General features: G+C 62.0%; 19 protein-coding genes. 10 read left to right on the top strand and 9 right to left on the bottom strand.

All coding sequences use genetic code 11. The features are described 5' to 3' along the window. Window positions 1-14 precede the first annotated feature (14 nt). From ISX84_RS17600 to ISX84_RS17580, 5 genes are all read right to left on the bottom strand, one after another. Entirely contained in the window at window positions 15-215 is a 201-nt protein-coding gene (locus ISX84_RS17600; RefSeq protein WP_195821694.1) for a DNA gyrase inhibitor YacG, read from the bottom strand. Further along, window positions 212-1,234, bottom strand: coding sequence for a ribonuclease E/G (locus tag ISX84_RS17595; RefSeq protein ID WP_195821693.1), 1,023 nt, complete (start codon window positions 1,232-1,234; stop codon window positions 212-214). Before ISX84_RS17595 ends, ISX84_RS17600 begins: the two co-directional genes overlap by 4 nt. Continuing rightward, on the bottom strand, window positions 1,231-1,806 hold the full coding sequence (locus ISX84_RS17590) for a Maf family protein (protein WP_195821692.1): 576 nt from the start codon (window positions 1,804-1,806) through the stop codon (window positions 1,231-1,233). The genes ISX84_RS17595 and ISX84_RS17590 overlap by 4 nt, the downstream gene beginning before the upstream one ends. 4 nt (window positions 1,807-1,810) lie before the next feature. After that, window positions 1,811-2,029 carry a translation initiation factor IF-1 gene (infA, locus tag ISX84_RS17585; RefSeq protein WP_005978431.1) on the bottom strand — a complete coding sequence of 73 codons (219 nt, stop codon included), beginning with the start codon at window positions 2,027-2,029 and terminating at the stop codon, window positions 1,811-1,813. Window positions 2,030-2,108: 79 nt separating this feature from the next. After that, window positions 2,109-2,984 carry a carbon-nitrogen hydrolase family protein gene (locus ISX84_RS17580; protein WP_195821691.1) on the bottom strand — a complete coding sequence of 292 codons (876 nt, stop codon included), beginning with the start codon at window positions 2,982-2,984 and terminating at the stop codon, window positions 2,109-2,111. Between the two features lie 137 nt (window positions 2,985-3,121). Here ISX84_RS17580 and ISX84_RS17575 point away from each other — a divergent pair, with 137 nt between their 5' ends. Further along, complete coding sequence (locus ISX84_RS17575) at window positions 3,122-4,126, top strand: LysR family transcriptional regulator (protein WP_229884384.1); 1,005 nt, start codon at window positions 3,122-3,124, stop codon at window positions 4,124-4,126. Between the two features lie 66 nt (window positions 4,127-4,192). Beyond that, complete coding sequence (locus ISX84_RS17570; protein ID WP_195821690.1) at window positions 4,193-4,885, top strand: NAD-dependent deacylase; 693 nt, start codon at window positions 4,193-4,195, stop codon at window positions 4,883-4,885. 59 nt (window positions 4,886-4,944) lie between these two features. Here ISX84_RS17570 and rpmB read toward each other — a convergent pair whose 3' ends face one another. Together rpmB and meaB are read right to left on the bottom strand one after the other, a co-directional pair. Next, window positions 4,945-5,244 (bottom strand): 50S ribosomal protein L28, encoded by a 300-nt coding sequence (gene rpmB / locus ISX84_RS17565; RefSeq protein WP_195821689.1) that lies wholly within the window; start codon window positions 5,242-5,244, stop codon window positions 4,945-4,947. A 137-nt stretch (window positions 5,245-5,381) separates the two neighbouring features. Beyond that, a complete protein-coding gene (gene meaB / locus ISX84_RS17560; RefSeq protein ID WP_195821688.1) occupies window positions 5,382-6,371 on the bottom strand; it encodes a methylmalonyl Co-A mutase-associated GTPase MeaB in 990 nt (329 codons plus the stop codon). 94 nt (window positions 6,372-6,465) lie between these two features. Here meaB and hrpB point away from each other — a divergent pair, with 94 nt between their 5' ends. The 3 genes from hrpB to ISX84_RS17545 all read left to right on the top strand — a co-directional run bounded on the left by hrpB (window position 6,466) and on the right by ISX84_RS17545 (window position 10,086). After that, window positions 6,466-8,904: an ATP-dependent helicase HrpB gene (gene hrpB, locus ISX84_RS17555; RefSeq protein ID WP_195821687.1), complete on the top strand. Its 2,439-nt coding sequence runs from the start codon at window positions 6,466-6,468 to the stop codon at window positions 8,902-8,904. Window positions 8,905-8,908: 4 nt separating this feature from the next. After that, complete coding sequence (locus tag ISX84_RS17550; RefSeq protein WP_195821686.1) at window positions 8,909-9,457, top strand: sugar O-acetyltransferase; 549 nt, start codon at window positions 8,909-8,911, stop codon at window positions 9,455-9,457. A 170-nt stretch (window positions 9,458-9,627) separates the two neighbouring features. Then, complete coding sequence (locus tag ISX84_RS17545) at window positions 9,628-10,086, top strand: NUDIX hydrolase (protein ID WP_195821685.1); 459 nt, start codon at window positions 9,628-9,630, stop codon at window positions 10,084-10,086. A 7-nt stretch (window positions 10,087-10,093) separates the two neighbouring features. Here ISX84_RS17545 and argF read toward each other — a convergent pair whose 3' ends face one another. Together argF and ISX84_RS17535 are read right to left on the bottom strand one after the other, a co-directional pair. Next, a complete protein-coding gene (gene argF, locus ISX84_RS17540; RefSeq protein WP_195821684.1) occupies window positions 10,094-11,020 on the bottom strand; it encodes an ornithine carbamoyltransferase in 927 nt (308 codons plus the stop codon). Between the two features lie 73 nt (window positions 11,021-11,093). After that, entirely contained in the window at window positions 11,094-12,269 is a 1,176-nt protein-coding gene (locus ISX84_RS17535; protein WP_195821683.1) for an aspartate aminotransferase family protein, read from the bottom strand. Between the two features lie 257 nt (window positions 12,270-12,526). On the opposite strand from ISX84_RS17535, the gene ISX84_RS17530 reads away from it, so the two are divergent. The 5 genes from ISX84_RS17530 (at window position 12,527) to ISX84_RS17510 (ending at window position 18,569) form a co-directional block, all read left to right on the top strand. Then, window positions 12,527-13,414 (top strand): DMT family transporter, encoded by an 888-nt coding sequence (locus ISX84_RS17530; RefSeq protein WP_195821812.1) that lies wholly within the window; start codon window positions 12,527-12,529, stop codon window positions 13,412-13,414. A gap of 126 nt (window positions 13,415-13,540) precedes the next feature. Continuing rightward, complete coding sequence (locus tag ISX84_RS17525) at window positions 13,541-14,110, top strand: GcrA family cell cycle regulator (RefSeq protein WP_195821682.1); 570 nt, start codon at window positions 13,541-13,543, stop codon at window positions 14,108-14,110. A 117-nt stretch (window positions 14,111-14,227) separates the two neighbouring features. Then, on the top strand, window positions 14,228-15,853 hold the full coding sequence (locus ISX84_RS17520; protein WP_326838764.1) for a thiamine pyrophosphate-binding protein: 1,626 nt from the start codon (window positions 14,228-14,230) through the stop codon (window positions 15,851-15,853). Beyond that, entirely contained in the window at window positions 15,840-17,045 is a 1,206-nt protein-coding gene (locus ISX84_RS17515) for a CaiB/BaiF CoA transferase family protein (RefSeq protein WP_195821681.1), read from the top strand. The genes ISX84_RS17520 and ISX84_RS17515 overlap by 14 nt, the downstream gene beginning before the upstream one ends. Window positions 17,046-17,219: 174 nt before the next feature. Further along, window positions 17,220-18,569 carry a tetratricopeptide repeat protein gene (locus ISX84_RS17510; RefSeq protein ID WP_195821680.1) on the top strand — a complete coding sequence of 450 codons (1,350 nt, stop codon included), beginning with the start codon at window positions 17,220-17,222 and terminating at the stop codon, window positions 18,567-18,569. Window positions 18,570-18,595 lie beyond the last annotated feature (26 nt).

The following is an 18,595-nucleotide window of genomic DNA, read 5'->3' as shown; positions in this document are numbered from 1 at the left end:
TTACCTGTCTGGAGCTAGTGCGGTTTTTCAGGACCACGCTGGTCGCGTGCGGCTTCTTCCAGCGCCTCATCGAGTTCTTCGATGTCTTCCGGGTCCGTCGAGGGTACCGCGTAGCTACCATTGAACCAGCGCGCCAGATCACGATCCGCGCAGCGCTTGGAGCAGAACGGACGCATCTCAGGCACCGTTGCATTGCCGCAAATCGGGCAGCTCATGTCAGAACCTCGCTCAATGGCAGGCGCGCGCGTTTGCGCTGGAGTTCAAAATGGCCCAGCGGTGTCCAGCCAACCAGCGCCGTTTCGATATCGTCCCTTCGAAAGCCTTGGCGCAGCGCCGTCTCGAAGCTGCGGCGATCTTTCTTGGGCATGGGAGCGAGGTCGAGCACGATCTGACCCCCCAGACCGCGCAGGCGCAGCGCGCGCGGCAGAGCCTTGGCACAGGCCATATTGGCCTTGATCCCTGCGGCCAGCGACGCATCCGAACCCGTGTTGACATCGACGGCAACCAGAGCGCGGGTCGGCTCAACGTAGAGGCGCGCGCCAGAGCCCAGAGAAACCTCCGTGCCGCGCACCGTTTCCAGGGCATCCAGCACGCCGTGGGTCTCGAACCCACCTGCATCGGTCACGACCTCGGCTGGCGCCACCCAGTCGCGCCAAGCCAAGAGATGCGGACCATCGCCTTCGGCGAGCACCTCCATCTCCTGACTTTCATCCGCCAGGATACGTGCCGCGAGCTCGGCCATTTGCGCGATGTCTTCCGCAATCGCGTCGACCGGCGCGCCGTCACAGGAGGACCGCAGGATCAGGCCCGTGGGTTGATCCGACAGGGCGTCATGCGCAATTTCCAGAAGCCGGTCGCGTTCGGCCTCATCCTTGATCTGGCGGCTGATATTGATCCCCGGCGCGCCGGGCGTGACAATCGCGTAACGGCTTTTGAAGAGCAGTTTCTGGGTGACCGGCAAGGCCTTGCCCGGTTCGGCATAGCCCGTGACCTGCACCAGAATGGGCTGCCCCGGCGCCAACCCCTTGATCTGCCGCAGAAAGGCAGACCCGTCAGGTGTTTTCAGGAACATGCCCCCCTGCCCTTTTACGGGCCGGTCGGCAATCGCGCGGTACACGGTCCCGGGACGCGGCGCATCGGTATCGATCAGGATATCTTCAAGCTGACCATCAACCATGAGGGCGGCGGCCTCGCGGTCGCCTATATGATCGAGAATGATACTCCGGCCCTTCATGAAGGGGCCTGCAACACAGGATGTCCGGCGGCCCTGAGCAGGTTCGCCGTTTCCGCCAAGGGCAATCCAACGATGCCGGTGAAGGAGCCACTGATCCAGGGGATCAACGCCCCTGCGGGCCCCTGAATGCCGTAACCCCCTGCCTTGCCGCGCCAGTCCTGCGTCGCCAGATAGGAATTCAACTCTTCATCTGACAGAGATTTCATGCGCACCGTGCTGACCACATCCTTTTCCCAGATCTCCTCGCCCCGCCGCACTGCCACGGCGGTGATCACCCGGTGCCGACGGCCCGACAACAGGCGCAGAAAAGCCGCCGCCTCCGCTGCGTCAGCCGGTTTTCCCAGAATGCGGCGGCCCAGTGCCACCGTAGTATCCGCGCAGAGTACGACATTATCAGCTTCCGCCGTGACAGCCGCCACCTTCGCGCGGGTGATCCGACGGCAATAGGGGCGCGGCAATTCGCCCTTCAACGGGTCCTCGTCAATGTCCGGCGCACGAATATCATCCGGCACAACGCCGATTTGCGCCAACAATTCCTTGCGGCGCGGACTTCCAGACCCCAGAATAAACAAGGGGTTACTTGAAACGGTAGTTGATCCGACCCTTTGTCAGATCGTAGGGGGTCATCTCAACCTGCACCTTGTCGCCAGCCAGAACGCGGATGCGGTTCTTGCGCATCTTGCCTGCCGTATGTGCGATGATCTCATGGCCGTTTTCAAGCTCGACCCGAAATGTCGCATTTGGCAGGAGTTCCTTCACGACACCGGGAAATTCGAGCGTATCTTCCTTGGCCATGGTTTCTCCTTCATTGCACGCCCACCCATTTGTGGACGCCGCTTAAATGCGCGCATTCGAAGCTGTTTTCAAGGGGGATTCAGCGCAAGGTCACAATTGGCGCCGCAGCGTCCCGGCCAATCTGCTCGGCCCAGTGGGTGCGCCCGAGCACAACGCCATCTGCCCGCACATGGGCGATGGCCTGCAAATCCACCTCTGCATAGGTCCAGCCCGGAACCCCTATTTCGCCCACGGCCAAGACCCCATTGGCTGGAAAGCCTGTATCCGGCGGGCCAAAGGCACCCCCTGTCCCGGTCGAGATATCCACGGCCTCCGACCAGGGTGCCTCTCCCACCAGCGAGGCCATGACGCTGACGCATTGGCTCTCCAGTGCGCGGGCCATCGCCCCAATGCGCACGCGCCAGTACCCGGACAATGCCTCGGTGCAGGACGGCACAAGGATGATGTCACAGTCCGCCAATGCCCGGCCTAACAACGGAAATTCACTGTCATAACAGATCAGTATGCCGATTTTGCCGATGGCCGTATCAAAGATTTGCAGCGGTCCGCCGCCGATTACGCCCCAGATGTCGCGCTCGAATCGTGTCATGATCTGCTTGTCCTGCATCCCGATCTGACCGCCGGGTGCAAAGAGACGCGCGCGGTTAACCGGGCGTGTTGCAGTGGCCGCCGGTCCCGATGCCGCCAGAATGTGGATGTCATGCGCAGCCGCCAGTTTGCCGTGCAGGACGTCCGCCTCGGGCAATCTGTCAGAGACAGCGTAGAGCGATCGTTCCAGATCACCGGCGGCGGCCTCGCCGCCAAGCGTGGCCAGTTCCATCGCACCATACTCAGGAAAAATCGCCAGTTTCGCGCCCGCCTGCGCCGCCTCGAACACCCAGGCGGAAATCTTGTCCTCATATTGCGCCCAGGACGTCAGGAAATCGAGCGGGTAAGCAGCTGTGGCAATGATCACGTTGGAAAGTCCCTGTGGTGTTGGCGCCCTACCCTCCGGCAAATCCTGCCCCGCTGCAAGTGCCCATGGCTGCGCCGATATCTTTGAAAATTCGACATGTAGAGCATGTGAGTGCTCAATATTTCTTGACGCATGGCATGAATACACTCAAGAAACCCGAAACTGCGCGAAGGGTGTTCGACATGATGAAGGGGATCACATTGCGCGGGCTGGAGGTTTTCGAGGCCCTGGCCAGCACCGGTTCGGTCGCGCAGGCCGCCGCGCGCACGGGTCTCAGTCAACCTGCCGTCAGCCAACAACTGCGCAACCTTGAGGCGGCTCTTAGCACGGACCTCATCGATCACGGGCGCAGACCGATGCGCCTGACCCCCGCCGGCACGCTTTTCCTGCACCGGGCCGAGGCCGCACTGGCTGAGTTGCGGTTGGCGCAAAGTGAGTTAACCGTGATGGACCTCGCTCATCTCCGCGCCCTCAGCATCGGCATCATCGATGATTTCGACGACAGCCTGACGCCGCGGTTGGCAACGATCCTCGCCGACAGTCTCACCGGCTGCCAGTTCAAGATGATTACCGCCTCCAGCAATGATCTGGCACTGGCGATGGTGGAAAAGCGCCTGCACCTGGCAATTTCCGCCAGTACGGGCCGGCCATTGGAGGGGGTCATTGAACATCCGCTGGCGCGGGATCCCTTCATGCTGGTGGCGCCCAAGGGAACCAAGGTGGCTGAAAACGCACTGCCTGCACCGGATGGCTTGCCCTTCCTGCGCTACGACGCGGATCAGTTGATCCGCCACCAGATCGAAGCGCATCTTGCAGGACATATGGGCGATCACCCCGAACGCTTCGAAATCGGCAGCCATCTGGCGCTGATGGCCATGGTCGCGCGCGGCATTGGCTGGACGATCACAACGCCTCTAGGGTACATGCGTGCACATCGGTTTCACGGCGATTTGGTCGCTTACCCCCTGCCCGGGTCGCCGTTTTCCCGGCAGATATCACTCTTTGCAAGCGAAGACTGGGCGGACGATGTGCCATTGAACGTGGCGCAAACGATGCGGCGGTTGATCAAGACCCACATGATTGATCCCGCCCTTGCCGAGCTGTCTTTCCTGTCTGGTCACTTGCAGGTTCTGGAAGCCTGACGCCCGCACTTTGACACCGGTGCACGGGCGCGGCATCTATGGGTCAAGATATCAGGAGGCAGGCCCATGCAGAAAATCGTAATCCTTACCGGTGCAGGCATTTCCGCGGAAAGCGGTCTGGGTACATTTCGGGCCGAAGGCGGACTTTGGGCACAGCACCGGATCGAAGATGTGGCCACGCCAGAAGGCTTCGCCCGTGATCCAAAGCTTGTGGTTGATTTCTACAATGCGCGGCGCGCGCAGGCAGCGGAGGCCGCACCCAACGCAGGCCATATCGCGCTGGCCGAGTTGGAGGAGGCCTTCAGCGGCGAGGTTGTCGTGATCACGCAGAATGTGGATGACCTGCACGAAAAAGCAGGCAGCAGGAAAGTGATGCACATGCACGGCGCGCTCAAAAGCGCGCTCTGCGCCGCATGCGATCATCGCTGGCCCGCGCCGCTGGCCATGGCACCGGGCGACACCTGCCCCGCGTGTCAGGCGCCGACAGCCCGCCCCGATATCGTCTGGTTTGGCGAGATGCCCTACGACATGGATGAGATTTTCGATCATCTGGCAGGCGCGGATGTCTTTGCCAGCATCGGCACCTCCGGCAACGTCTATCCCGCCGCAGGTTTTGTGGCCGAGGCCCGCAGGTCAGGCGCACATACCGTTGAATTCAACCTCGAACCCTCGCTGGTCGGCAGCCAATTCGACGATATCCGCATCGGACCGGCCAGCCAGACCCTGCCGCTCTGGGTCTCGGAACTGTTGAAGGGCTGAAACGACAAAACCCCGCCCGATCCGGGCAGGGTTTCCCTACATTCAAAAACCGGCTGTGATCAGCTCAGCGCTTCTGCCGTATCGGACGACTTGGCGATTGCCTTCTTCACTTTCAGCGCGTTGGGCGACAGCTCGCTGTCCTTGGCTTTCGCCAGGAACTTGTCCAGACCACCGCGGTGGTCAACCGTGCGCAGGGCTGCAGCTGAAATGCGGAACTTGAACGCACGGCCCAGTGCTTCGGACTGCAGGGACACATCGTTCAGGTTCGGCAGAAAACGCCGGCGGGTTTTGTTGTTGGCGTGGCTGACATTGTTGCCAGTCATCGGGCCTTTTCCGGTCAATTCGCAAACGCGCGACATGGGTTTATCCTTTTATCTGAGCCGTCCCGGCGGTCCGGTAAACGACAAAAGGGGGCAGCCTCAGGCCACGCCCCGGAAATTCGTTTGCTGGTTTTAGTGGGAATCATCCCTCCGGTCAACCCGAAGGGGCGCGGAATTCACCGATTTGATGCATCGGCTTTGCGTAGATCCGCCAGAAACTCTTCTGCGGCGGCTGCGGGGGTTTTTGCGCCAGTCTCCACATCTTGGCTCAGCATGGCCAGGCGTGCCTTGGCAGGCGCCGTCTCCAGCTGAGACAAAAGCGCATTCCTGACGTCCTGTTCGAACCAATACCGCGCCTGATCCGCCCGCGTCGCCTCCCAGAACCCATTGCTCTGGCGCCAGTCGCGCAAGCCGGTCAGATCGGTCCAGACATCTTTGAGACCCTGTTCCTGCAGCGCCGAGACCATCATCGCCTTTGGAAAACCGGTGGGGTCCTGCGAACGCTTACGTAACAAACGCAAGGCCCCGGCATAGTCGGCACAGGTCCGGGTCGCGGCAGGTTTCAGATCACCGTCCGCCTTGTTGATCAAGATGATATCCGCAATCTCCATGATCCCGCGTTTGACGCCCTGCAGCTCATCGCCCCCCGCGGGGGCCAGCAGCAGCAGGAAAATATCCGCCATCTGCGCCACAACTGTTTCAGACTGACCAACGCCCACGGTCTCGATAAGCACAACGTCGAACCCCGCCGCTTCGCAGAGGGCGACAGCCTCGCGGGACCGGCGCGCGACCCCGCCCAGATGGGTCTGGCTGGGGGACGGGCGGATAAAGGCATTTGGTACCCGCGACAGCCTGTCCATCCGGGTCTTGTCTCCAAGAATGGATCCACCAGATCGCGTCGAGGACGGATCCACCGCCAATACGGCAACCTTCAACCCCTGATCCACCAACATCATGCCAAAGCTCTCGATGAAGGTGGATTTGCCCACACCCGGCGTGCCCGAGAGACCGATACGCAGCGCCTGCCGATCCTTGGGCAGAGCATCCAGCAAAGCCGCCGCCTGCTGCCGGTGATCGGCGCGCGCGCTTTCCACCAACGTGATGGCGCGGGCCAGTGCCCGGCGCTCGCCTTGTGCGACACGCTCTGCCAGATCGGCGATATCCATAGGCCCTTGCCCCTCTTTCCTGAAATGGTTTTCCGGCAGCCGTTGCTAAATGTCCAGAGCTTGGCTGCGCCGGGGCTTTTCGCTAAGCAGAGGCATGCGGTTTTCCCTGCCCATCGACAACATTCTGCCGGACGCCATTGCGCAGCTGCGCGCATGTGGTCGGCTGGTGCTGCAAGCCCCGCCTGGCGCGGGTAAGACCACGCGGATGCCGCTGGCCATGCTGGAGGCTGACATTGCCCGGGGCAAGATCATCATGCTGGAGCCGCGCAGGTTGGCGGCGCGTGCAGCAGCCGAACGGATGGCCGACACGCTGGGCGAGGCCGTCGGTGGCACTGTCGGATATCGCATCCGGGGCGAAGCCAAGACGTCGCGCGCCACCCGGATTGAGGTGGTGACCGAAGGCATCCTGACCCGCATGATCCAGTCACAGCCCGATCTGCCGGATGTCGACGCAGTCATCTTTGACGAATTTCACGAACGCTCGCTCAACGCGGATCTGGGCCTTGCGCTGTGTCTGGATGTGGCGGACGCATTACGCGACGATCTGCTGCTTGTGGCCATGTCCGCGACGCTGGATGCAGCACCCATCGCCCGCTTGATGGATGCACCGATCCTCACATCGGAGGGTCGGGCCTTCGAGGTGACCCCGCATTGGCTGACGAAACCCGTGGCCAAAACGCAACGACTGGAACGGGCGGTTGCCGATTTGACGCTGCAGGCTTTGGACACAGACGACGGCAGCGCGCTGGTGTTTCTGCCCGGCGAAGCGGAGATACGCCGCACGCAGGCCGCGTTGCAGGGGGCTCTGCCGCCGGACACGACATTGCATCCGCTCTACGGAGCCATGCCCTTCAAGGAGCAGCGCAAGGCCATCGCACCGGCGCGGTCAGAGCGTAAAGTGGTTCTGGCCACCTCCATTGCCGAGACCTCCCTGACCATCGAAGGCATTCGCATCGTGATCGATGCGGGATACGCGCGGCGGGCCGAATTCGACCCGGGCTCCGGCATGTCACGATTGATCACGACGCGGGTGACGCGCGCGGAGGCCACACAGCGGATGGGGCGTGCAGGGCGTGTCGCCCCCGGCGTGTGCTACAAGCTCTGGACGAAAGGCGAGGAAGGCGCCCTGCTTTCCCATCCTCCGGCTGAAATCGACGTGGGTGATTTGACCGGACTTGCGCTTGAACTGGCCCTCTGGGGCGGCACGCCGGAACAGATGCAGTTCGTCACGCACCCTCACGCCGGGCGGTTTGAAGAGGCGCAGACGGTGCTGAAAATGCTCGGTGCTCTGGACGAAAAAGCTCAGATCACGGCACATGGCAAGGCATTGGCGGCCCTACCTCTACATCCACGACTTGCCCATATGGTCACATTGGGCGGGAGTGATGCACCGCTTCTGGCTGCAATCTTGTCTGAACGCGATGTTCTGCGTGGTGCACCCGTTGATCTTTCACTGCGCATTGATGCGGTCAAAAACCCCGGTGCCTTCGGGGCGAAACACAGCTGGGAACCGCATCGCCCCACTCTCTCTCGCATTCGTGACGAGGCAAGAAGGCTCAGATCCAAGGCCCCTGCGACCGGGCCAAACGCACCGGGGGTGCTGGCCGCTCTTGCCTATCCGGACCGGGTTGGCATGCGGCGGCCTGGCGAGAAACCTCGGTTCCTGCTGTCCGGCGGCAAAGGGGCGGTGCTGCCCGAGAGTGATCCGATGGCCGGTGTATCGCTGCTGGTCGCCACGGATCTGGATGGCGATCCGCGCGAGGCGCGCATCCGTCAGGCGGTCGCCCTGTCACAGACCGAGTTGCGCGATACCTTTCCTGACCAGATCCGCTGGCATGCGTCCTGTGTGTGGTCCAGACGTGACGGGCGCGTGCTGGCACGACAGCAGGAAAAATTCGGGGCGCTGATCCTGGAAGACCGTGCCTGGACGGAAGCGCCTGCCGACGACGTGGCGCGTGCCATGCTGGACGGTGTGCAACAGATCGGTTTGACCCCGGACGCCAAAGCACGCCGTTTCATGGCACGCGCGCGCTTGATGCAGGCTGCGGAGGACAGCTTTCCCGACTTCTCCGAGCCGCACCTGATGCAGACGTTGGACAGCTGGTTGCTGCCCCATATTGCGGGCCTGCGCACGGCGGCCGACTGGAAATTCTTCGATCTTGGTCCTGCTTTGCAGGCGCGGCTGAACTGGGATCAGACGCAACGCATGGAGGCCGCCGTCCCCTCGCATTTCACCACCCCGCTCGGCCGCAGGATCGCCATCGATTATGATGACACCCGGCCACGGATCTCTTTGCGCTTGCAGGAGGTTTTTGGTGTCACGCAGCATCCGCAGGTCGCAGGCACGCCGGTGCAATTCACGCTGCTCTCGCCTGCGCATCGACCGATACAGGTCACCGAAGATCTGCCCGGTTTCTGGGCGTCCTCCTACGCAGATGTGCGCAAGGACATGCGCGGGCGGTACCCGCGCCACCCCTGGCCGGAGGATCCGACGCAGGCCGATCCGACCCTGCGGGCCAAACCGAGAAAGTGAGAACATGACGCAAACGTCTTACGAGCAGATGATCAGCGGCGATTGGTACAATGCCCTGACCCCGGAACTGGATGTATTACGGATGAACGCCCGGCGCGCGATTTATGCGCATAACACCTGCCCGCCCGAAAAGCGCGGCGGCATGGCGCCGGAGCTTATGGCACTTCTCAAATCCGTCGGGCGGGACTGCCTGATCGAGGCCCCGTTTCACACCGCCTATGGCTGCAACACCACGCTGGAGGACGACGTCTTTCTGAACGCAGGTGTCACGATACTGGACAGTGCCCCCGTAACGATCGGGGCGCGCAGCATGCTCGGCCCCAACGTGCATATCTACTGTGCGGACCATCATCGCGATATTGCCAAGAGAAGCGCCGGGATCGAACGCGCCCTGCCTGTGACGCTGGGTGCGGATGTCTGGATCGGTGGTGGCGCGATCCTGATGCCAGGGGTTACTATCGGAGCTGGTGCAATCGTTGGGGCGGGGTCGATTGTGACCCGGGATGTCGCCGAAAACGGGCGCGTCGTTGGCAATCCGGCACGTCCCATCTAGCGGCCCCTGGATTAAATTTTCTTGTGTAATCCTGTTTACAGAAAATTTGAACTTTTTGCCTATTCTCGATCCGGAACAGGCTGAGAAACTTATCCACACATCCAGTGATTTGAAATCTCAGCGAAAATCGATATAGTGATTAGAAATAAGGCAGGTCATAAAAAACGACGATGTTTGCATTTGTTAAATCCCATTTCGAGGACGCCCTGCGTTTGGTCCTCAAACCTACGCGCGCGCGACAGGTTGCTGCCGTGTGTTACCGGCATACGCGCGCCGGAAAAAAGGTGCTGCTGGTGACCAGCCGGGGCACCGGGCGCTGGATTGTACCGAAAGGGTGGCCCATCAAAGGTTTGGAAGATCCGGAAGCGGCACTCCAGGAAGCCTGGGAAGAAGCAGGTGTCAAATCGGCGGACATTCAGACCGATCCGGTTGGCACCTACGACTATGACAAAAAACGCGCAGGCGGCGATGTTACCCCGGTGCAGGCGCAGGTGTACATCGCCGAAGTGGAGAGCATGGCGGACAGCTACCCGGAGGATCACCAGCGCGAACGCCGGTGGTTCAGCCAGGACGAGGCGGCATCCCGCGTGCAGGAACCGGAGTTGAAAGCGATTTTACGCGATCTCTGAGGCCTGATCAGACCTCCAGACACCAGCGGAGAATGGCCTTCTGCGCATGCAGACGATTTTCGGCCTCATCAAAGATGACCGAATGCGGCCCGTCCATCACCTCGGACGTCGCCTCGTCATCGCGATGGGCAGGCAGGCAATGCATGAACAGTGCGTCGGGCTTGGCCTTGGACATTAAGGCTTCGTCAACGCGGTAGGGGCGCAGCTGATTGTGGCGACGTTCCCGCGCGGACTGCGCATCGTGCATCGACACCCAGGTATCCGTCACCACCAGATCGGCACCCGCGACGGCTTTGGCCGGGTCGCGTTCGATCTCCACTTTCGACCCCTTGGCCCGGGCCAGATCGATGAACTCCTGCTCGGGGTCCAGCGTCGGCGGGCCGGTAAAGGTCAGGTCAAAACCGAACTGGCCGGCCGCATGCAAAAACGATGCGCAGACGTTGTTGCCATCACCGGACCAGACCACTTTCTTGCCCTTGATCGGGCCGCGATGCTCTTCAAAGGTCAGCACATCCGCCATGATCTGGCAGGGGTGCGTCCGATCGGTGAGCCCGTTGATGACAGGCACGGTGGCAAACTCCGCCATCTCGGTCAGCACCGCCTCGTCAAAGGTCCGGATCATGATCAGATCGACATAGCGGCTGAGCACGCGCGCGGTGTCGGCGATGGTTTCACCGTGTCCCAGCTGCATGTCCGAGCCGGACAGCACCATGGTTTGCCCGCCCATCTGGCGCACACCAACATCGAATGAGACACGCGTCCGGGTCGACGGTTTTTCGAAGATCAGCGCAACCATGCGATCCTTGAGCGCCTGATCGTCGTCCAGCGCCCCGCGCGGGCGCCCGGCACGGGCCGTTTTCATGGTTGATGCGCTGCTGATGATCTGCCGTAAATCCGATGGATCGGTCAGGTGAATATCGAGGAAATGGTTCATGTCTTATCGTTTCATCTTTGAACTTTGCGTGCACCGGACCCCGGTGGACAAAAGGGCCCGGCGAATTTGACTGTCAGGCTGCGGAAAGGGCCACGGCAGCGGCGTCCAGACGGTCAATCGCCTGCGCGATTTCGTCGTCTTCAATCGTCAGGGGCGGCAACAGACGGATGACGTTATCCGCTGCCGGAACGGTCAGCACCAGCTGGTCGTAGCCCGCCTGGACCACGTCGACATTCGCCGCCTTGCATTTGAGCCCCAGCATCAGGCCCGACCCGCGCACGCTCTCGAAGACATCGGGATGCGTGGCCACCAACCCTTCGAGCTTTTGCCGCAGAAGTCCTGCCTTGCGGTTGACGCTGTCCAGAAACGCAGGATCGGTCACGTGATCCATCACCTCCGCCCCCACAGCACAGCCCAGCGGGTTGCCCCCGTAGGTTGAGCCATGGGTACCCAAGGTCATGCCGCTTGCCGCGTCTTCGGTCGCCAACACCGCACCAAGCGGGAACCCCCCGCCAATGCCCTTGGCCACCATCATGATATCCGGCGTGATGCCGGACCATTCATGCGCAAAGAGCTTGCCGGTTCGACCGACACCGCATTGCACCTCATCCAGGATCAGCAAAATGCCCTTTTCATCACAGAGATCGCGCAGTCCTTTGAGACATTGATCGGGCACCGGGCGGATGCCACCTTCGCCCTGCACGGGCTCCAGCAGAATGGCCGCCGTCGTCTCTGTGATCGCCTCCGTCAGCGCCTCGTGATCGCCGAACTCCAGATGTACGAAACCCGGCAGCAACGGACCAAAACCCTTGGTCATCTTCTCAGACCCTGCCGCGGCAATGCCTGCCGATGACCGACCGTGGAATGAGCCGGTGAAGGCGATGATATCGGTCTTTTCGGGCTGGTCTTTTTCGTACCAGTATTTTCGCGCCATCTTCACGGCCAGCTCGCAGGCTTCCGTGCCGGAATTGGTGAAAAACACGGTGTCCGCAAAGCTGTGCGCGGTCAGTTTATCCGCCAGTTCCTGCTGTTTCGGGATCTGATAGAGGTTGGAGGTGTGCCAAAGCGCCCCGGCCTGTTCTGTCAATGCGGCCACGAGGGCGGGATGCGCATGCCCCAGCGCGTTTACGGCAATGCCAGCACCCAGATCCAGAAAACGTCGCCCATCCGCCTCGATCAACCAGCTGCCTTCGCCTTTGACAAAGCTGAGCGGTGCACGGGCATAGGTGGGCAAAAGGGTCGGGATCATCGGATCATCCTTTTCAGGGGTCTGCGGCAAGAACACAACACGTGCATGAGCCGAACAGACAGGTCAACAATTTAAGTAAGATGTGCGGGATATGCGCCAGGCGCATGGGATCATGGCAGCGGGGTTATGCGGCTGCGCGTCGTCGGTTGATTTTCAGCAGTGACGTGATCATGTCGTCGCACTATCGCATTCCCGCGACTTTGCAAAGCCCCTTTTCGCCCTTGATGGAGACGCTGTTCAGGCGCATAGCGGCGGGTATGTTCTTGCCGAAAAAGCATAATCCCGGTCTGGCCGTTTTCCTGATGATCACGGCGACGGCCTTCATTGCCGCCACCACACTTTTTGCCAAGGCGCTTGGGGGTGAGACCCTTGGCCCGCCGCTGCATCCGCTGCAAGTCAGCCACGGACGCTTTGTCTTTGCCTTCATCGCCATTGCCTCCACCGTGGCTGTGTTACGGCCTCAACTGACGCGTCCTCATTGGGGGCTTCATTTTGCCCGGACGTTTTGCGGCTGGGGCGGCGTCACGCTGATGTTTGCCTCCGTTGCCTTCATCCCTCTGGCCGATGCCACGGCCATCGTGTTCCTTAACCCGGTTTTCGGCATGATCCTGGCGATCCCGCTTTTGGGAGAGAAAGTAGGCCGCATCCGCTGGACAGCCGCCTTCATCGCACTGGCCGGGGCGATGTTGCTGTTGCGCCCGACGCCCGAGAGCTTTCAGATTGCCAGCCTTCTGGCCCTCGCGGCGGCCGTGATCATGGGGGTGGAGATTATCTTCATCAAGAAACTTTCCGGGCGCGAAGCCCCGATCCAGGTTCTGCTGATCAACAACTTCCTTGGCGTCCTCATCGCCTCCCTCGCCGTGATTGCCGTCTGGCAGATGCCGACAGCAGCACAATGGGCTGTTCTGATCGCCCTGGGTATCTGCATGGCGCTGGCGCAGGCCTGTTTCGTGAATGCCATGGCCCGCGCAGATGCCAGCTTCGTGGCGCCCTTCAGTTACGGCACGCTGATCTTCGCCACGCTCTATGACATTGCGTTTTTCGCCCAGATACCCGATTGGGTCACCCTGACGGGCGCGGGCGTCATTCTGTCGGGGGGGCTTTTGCTGGCCTGGCGCGAGGCACGGCTGCGTCAATCGCCATAGAGGAAGGCCCAAGTGACGCGCGTTCACCGCTTGTAACTCCGTCCCGAGTGACTAAAATAGAGCGATATCGATACTGACAAAGCGGTCCGCAGCCAGCAGGACCGCTTTTAAATTAGGGAATGGCTGATGTCGTGGACTGACGAACGCGTGGAAATGCTCAAGAAGATGTGGGGCGAGGGTCAATCCGCAAGCCAGATCGCCAAAGAGCTGGGCGGCGTGACCCGCAATGCCGTGATCGGCAAAGTGCATCGTCTGGGCCTGTCGAACCGCGCCACCGCCTCCGCCACGGCCAAGCAGGAGCCCAAGGCCAAACCGGCGCCCAAGGCCGAGGCAAAACCGAAACCCGTGCCGAAAGCGGCCGAGCCTGCCGCCAAAGTCGAAGCCGAACCCGCAGTGCCCAAGCCGCTGCCGGCGCGCAAGCAGATCATCCCGGCGGGCCAACCCCTGCCGCCGCAGCCGTCGGCGAATGAAATCAGCCCCGAAGCCCTGGCCAAAGTGTCGGAGATCGAGAAGAAGGCCAAGAAGCTGTCTCTGATGGAACTGACCGAGCGGACGTGCAAATGGCCCGTGGGGGATCCGGCGACCGAGGATTTCTGGTTCTGTGGCCTGCCTGTGCAACAGGGCAAACCCTATTGCGAGGCGCATGTGGGCGTTGCCTTCCAACCGATGTCTTCGCGGCGCGACCGCCGCCGCTGATCAGCGTGCCCGACAGCCCGCCCGCGTCTTGAAACACTTCGAACACAATGGTGAATTGCGCTGGCGTCGGCATCGTTTATGACGATGCGGTGAAGTGACAGGCGGGAGGGTTGGCACGTGGCCACCACATCGACAACGATCAGAGCGGCGGATGCCTTGGCGCGCCGTCTCTATGCCGAAGGGTGCCGCTATGCGTTTGGCATGCCCGGCGGCGAAGTCCTGACGCTGGTTGATGCGCTGGAAGACGCAGGCATCCGCTTCATCCTCGCCAAACATGAAAATGCCGCCGCTTTCATGGCCGAGGGCGCCTATCACCGCACAGGCGCGCCGGGTATCCTGGTCGCCACCGTTGGCCCTGGCGCATTGAACGGCGTGAATGCCGTGGCCAACGCGCATCAGGACCGCGTGCCCATGATCGTGCTGGCCGGCGCCGTCGATGCGGATGAAGCCCAGACCTACACGCACCAGGTGCTCGATCAGCAGGCCGTCTTCCGCCCGATCACCAAGGCCACGTTTTCGCTGGTACCCGGTGCCGCCCATGTGATCGCGGACAAGGCCGTAGCCATCGCCACCGAAGGCCGCCCCGGTCCGGTACATATCGACGTTCCGATCTCTGTCGCGGATGCGCAGGTGCCCGCAAAAGCCCCGCCCCCCCGCGCCAAGGCCTCTGCCACTGCGCCGTCGGGCGAGGATCTGGCAACCGCGCGCGCGTGGCTGCAAGACGCCGAACGCCCTGTCATGATCCTGGGACTGGATGCGATGATCGAAGACGCGGGCGCAGAGGTCACCGCCTTTGCCGAACGCTTTGGCGTGCCGGTGATCACCACCTACAAGGCCAAGGGGCTGCTGGCAGAAGATCACGCGCTGGCGCTTGGCGGCGCCGGGTTGTCACCATTGGCGGACCGTCACCTGCTCCCGTTCATCGAAAGCGCCGATCTGATCCTCTGCGTCGGCTACGATCCGATCGAAATGCGGGTGGGCTGGCGCGACATCTGGGACCCCACTGACCAGCGGATCATCGATATCACCGCCGAACCCAATCATCACTACATGCATCAATCGAGCCTCAATTTCATCGCCAACTGCGCCGCCAGCCTTGAGGCGTTGTCAGACGGTGTGACGCCGCAGACGACATGGAAGGGTGGCGAGATTGCCGCCATCAAAGCCGCGCTGTCGCAAGCCTTTCCCACGGATGAAGACTGGGGTCCCGCCGCCATCATGGACACCTGCCGCAAGGTACTGCCGCGCGAGACACTGGCGACGGTGGACAGCGGCGCGCACCGGATCCTGCTCAGCCAGATGTGGGAATGCTATGAGGCGCGCGGGCTGACCCAATCCACCGCCCTCTGCACCATGGGCTGCGCCATTCCGCTGGCCATGGGCGCCAAGCTCGCGGACCCTGACAGGCCCGTTGTCGGCTTTTGCGGGGATGCCGGTTTCCTGATGGTGGCAGGCGAACTTTCCACCGCCGCCGAACTGGGGCTGAAACCGATCATCGTGGTTTTTGTGGACGCCTCGCTGTCCCTCATTGAGCTGAAACAACGCTCGCGCCAGATGAAAAACCGCGGTGTCGATTTTGCCAAACATGATTTCGCGGCCATGGGTCTGGCCTTTGGCGGCGCGGGCCATACCGTGACCACCCGCGCCGAACTGACCGAAGCCCTACACACCGCAATGACGGCGGACACCTTCACCGTGATCGCTGCCGTGATTGACCGTGGAGCCTACGATGGTCGTATCTGACACGCCTATGGCGCTCGACGGTCTGGTCGTGCTGGACCTCAGCCGCATTCTCGCCGGGCCGACCGCCACACAGATGCTGGGCGATCTCGGCGCGACCGTGATCAAGGTCGAGAACCCCAAGAGCAACGGGGATGACACCCGCAGTTGGGGCCCGAACTACGCCAAGGACGCTGCGGGCAACCCGACCGATCTGTCGGCCTACTTCATGGCCGCCAACCGCAACAAGCTGTCGATCTCCGTCGATCTGTCGAGCGATGAAGGCCAGCACACTGTGCGCCAGCTGGCAGCGCGGGCGGACATCGTGGTTGAAAACTACAAACCCGGCGGCCTGGAGAAATACGGACTGGATCACGCGACCCTTCTGAAGGTCCATCCCGGCCTTGTCTATTGCTCGATTTCGGGTTTTGGCCAAACCGGCCCGAACAGCGCGCAGCCGGGGTACGACCTGATGGCGCAGGGCTATGGCGGTATCATGTCCCTGACCGGTGCCCCAGACGGCCCGCCGATGAAAGTGGGCGTGGGCATTGCCGACGTGATGTGCGGGATGTACGCGACCATCGGCATTCTGGCCGCCCTGCGCCACAGAGACAAAACCGGGGAAGGTCAGCATATTGACCTCGCTCTGGTCGATGCGCAGATGGCCTGGCTGATCAACGAGGGCACCAATTTCCTGACCTCCGGCAAACTGCCCGAGCGGCGCGGCAATGCGCACCCGAACATCGTGCCATACGATGCCTTTCCCTGCGCTGACGGGCACGTGTTGTTAGCCGTCGGCAACGATGCCCAGTTTGCGCGGTTCTGCGATGCCTTCGGTATGTCCGCCCTTGCAGAAGACCCTGCCTATGCCACGAACCTTGCCCGGATCGAAAACCGCGCGGCGTTGACCACAAAGATCACGGCAGCGCTGGCCGATGTACCGCGCAAAGACGTTCTGGCCCGCTGCCACGCGGTAAAGGTGCCCGCAGGCCCCATCCACACCGTGGCCGAAGCGCTGAACTCTGACCAAGCCAAGGCGCGCGATACCGTCGTGCAGGTCCAAGCCGCGGACACCGCGGGTGACGCCGTTGCCCTTTTGGGCAATCCCCTGAAGTTCTCCCGCACACCAGTCACGTACCGGCACGCGCCGCCGCGCTTTGGGCAAGACACCCAGACCGTACTCCGCGCCTTTGAAATCAAGCCCAAGGCGGACTGAAACACACCCGCGATATCGGCTTCCTTTCGCCTGTATTCCGAGCTTATTCCTGAAACATTGGCGGAAATCTAACACGCGGCTTCACGTTGGCGTGTACCGCCTGCCCGGAACCTTCGCACGTGCCGATATTGCGTTAAAGAATTGTTCTGTTCCGAGAATAAAGGCGCGATCCTGATGATGTACGATATCTGTAACAGCCCTGTTTCGCTCTCTACCCAAGCGGCGCTGGATCACTGGAATGGCATGGTGCGGGCGTTTCTGGCCCATAGCACCGCGACGCCGACCCATTTGGGCGCCGTGCTGACAAGCCATCCGGATTTTGCGATGGGCCACGCGGCACGCGGGTTGTTCTCTTTGATGCTGGGGCGCGCGGAACTGGTGAAAACGGCGCAGGAAGCTGCTGTTCTGGCGCATAAGGCCTGCGCCAACACGACGCCGACATTCCGCGAGGCCGCCTGGACGCGCGCCTTGGATCACTGGCTCGACGGCCGCCCGACCAAGGCGGTGGCCGCGATGGAAGGCGTGCTGACGCGGCACCCTGAAGACACGTTGACCGCCAAGGTCAGCCACGCCATTCGCTTCATTCTCGGCGATGCCACCGGCATGCGCGCCTCCATCGAACGGGTGCTGGAGGCCCATGGCCCCGATCATGCCTGTCGCGGGTTTGCCTTGGGCTGCCACGCCTTCGCATTGGAAGAAACCGGGGCCTACGACCGGGCCGAAGCCGCCGGGCGTGAGGGGCTGACATTGGCGGCGGACGATTCCTGGGGGCTCCATGCGGTCACGCATGTTTACGATATGACCGCGCGGCCCGACCTGGGGATCGCACTGATCGAAGGCAACACCGGTGCCTGGGATCACTGCAATAACTTCCGCTACCACGTCTGGTGGCACAAGGCGCTTTTGCACATGGATCGTGGTCAATTGGATGTCGCCCTGGGCCTCTACGACGCTCAGATCCGCGCCGACAAGACCGACGACTACCGCGACATTTCCAACGCGACCTCCCTTCTGGTCCGTCTGGAGCTGGAGGGCGTGGATGTCGGCCCGCGCTGGGAGGAGCTTGCCGATCTGGCACAGAACCGCACCGAGGATGGCTGCGTTGTCTTTGCTGACCTGCATTACATGCTGGCGCTGACAGGGGCCGACCGGCCAGAAGCCAAGGCAGCGATGACCCGGCGCTTTGCCCGCGATGCCGCGAAATCCGGCGAGATGCCCAGGCGCTATGCCGACCCCGGCGTCGCGGCCCTTGCAGGACTGAATGCCTTTGCCGAAGGGCGCTATGACGCCGCCTTTGCCGATCTGACAGCCGCGCGCCCGACACTGCAGACCATCGGCGGCAGCCACGCCCAGCGTGACGTTTTTGACCGCATCACCATTGACGCGGGTCTGCGCGCAGGCCGTTACGAGCAGACCGAAGCCGTCATCGCGGACCGTCTGGCGCGGCGCGCAGGGCGGCCGGACCGTTTCACCACCACCCGTCTGGCCAGCATTCAAGAGGCCCGGCGGATCCCCGCACAATGATCGCAAGTCCCTGATGACAATTCCTT

Source organism: Roseobacter sp. MH60115 (genome assembly GCF_015644665.1).
In the GTDB taxonomy this organism is placed as follows: domain Bacteria; phylum Pseudomonadota; class Alphaproteobacteria; order Rhodobacterales; family Rhodobacteraceae; genus Roseobacter.
This window is presented reverse-complemented; position numbering and strand designations above follow the sequence as displayed.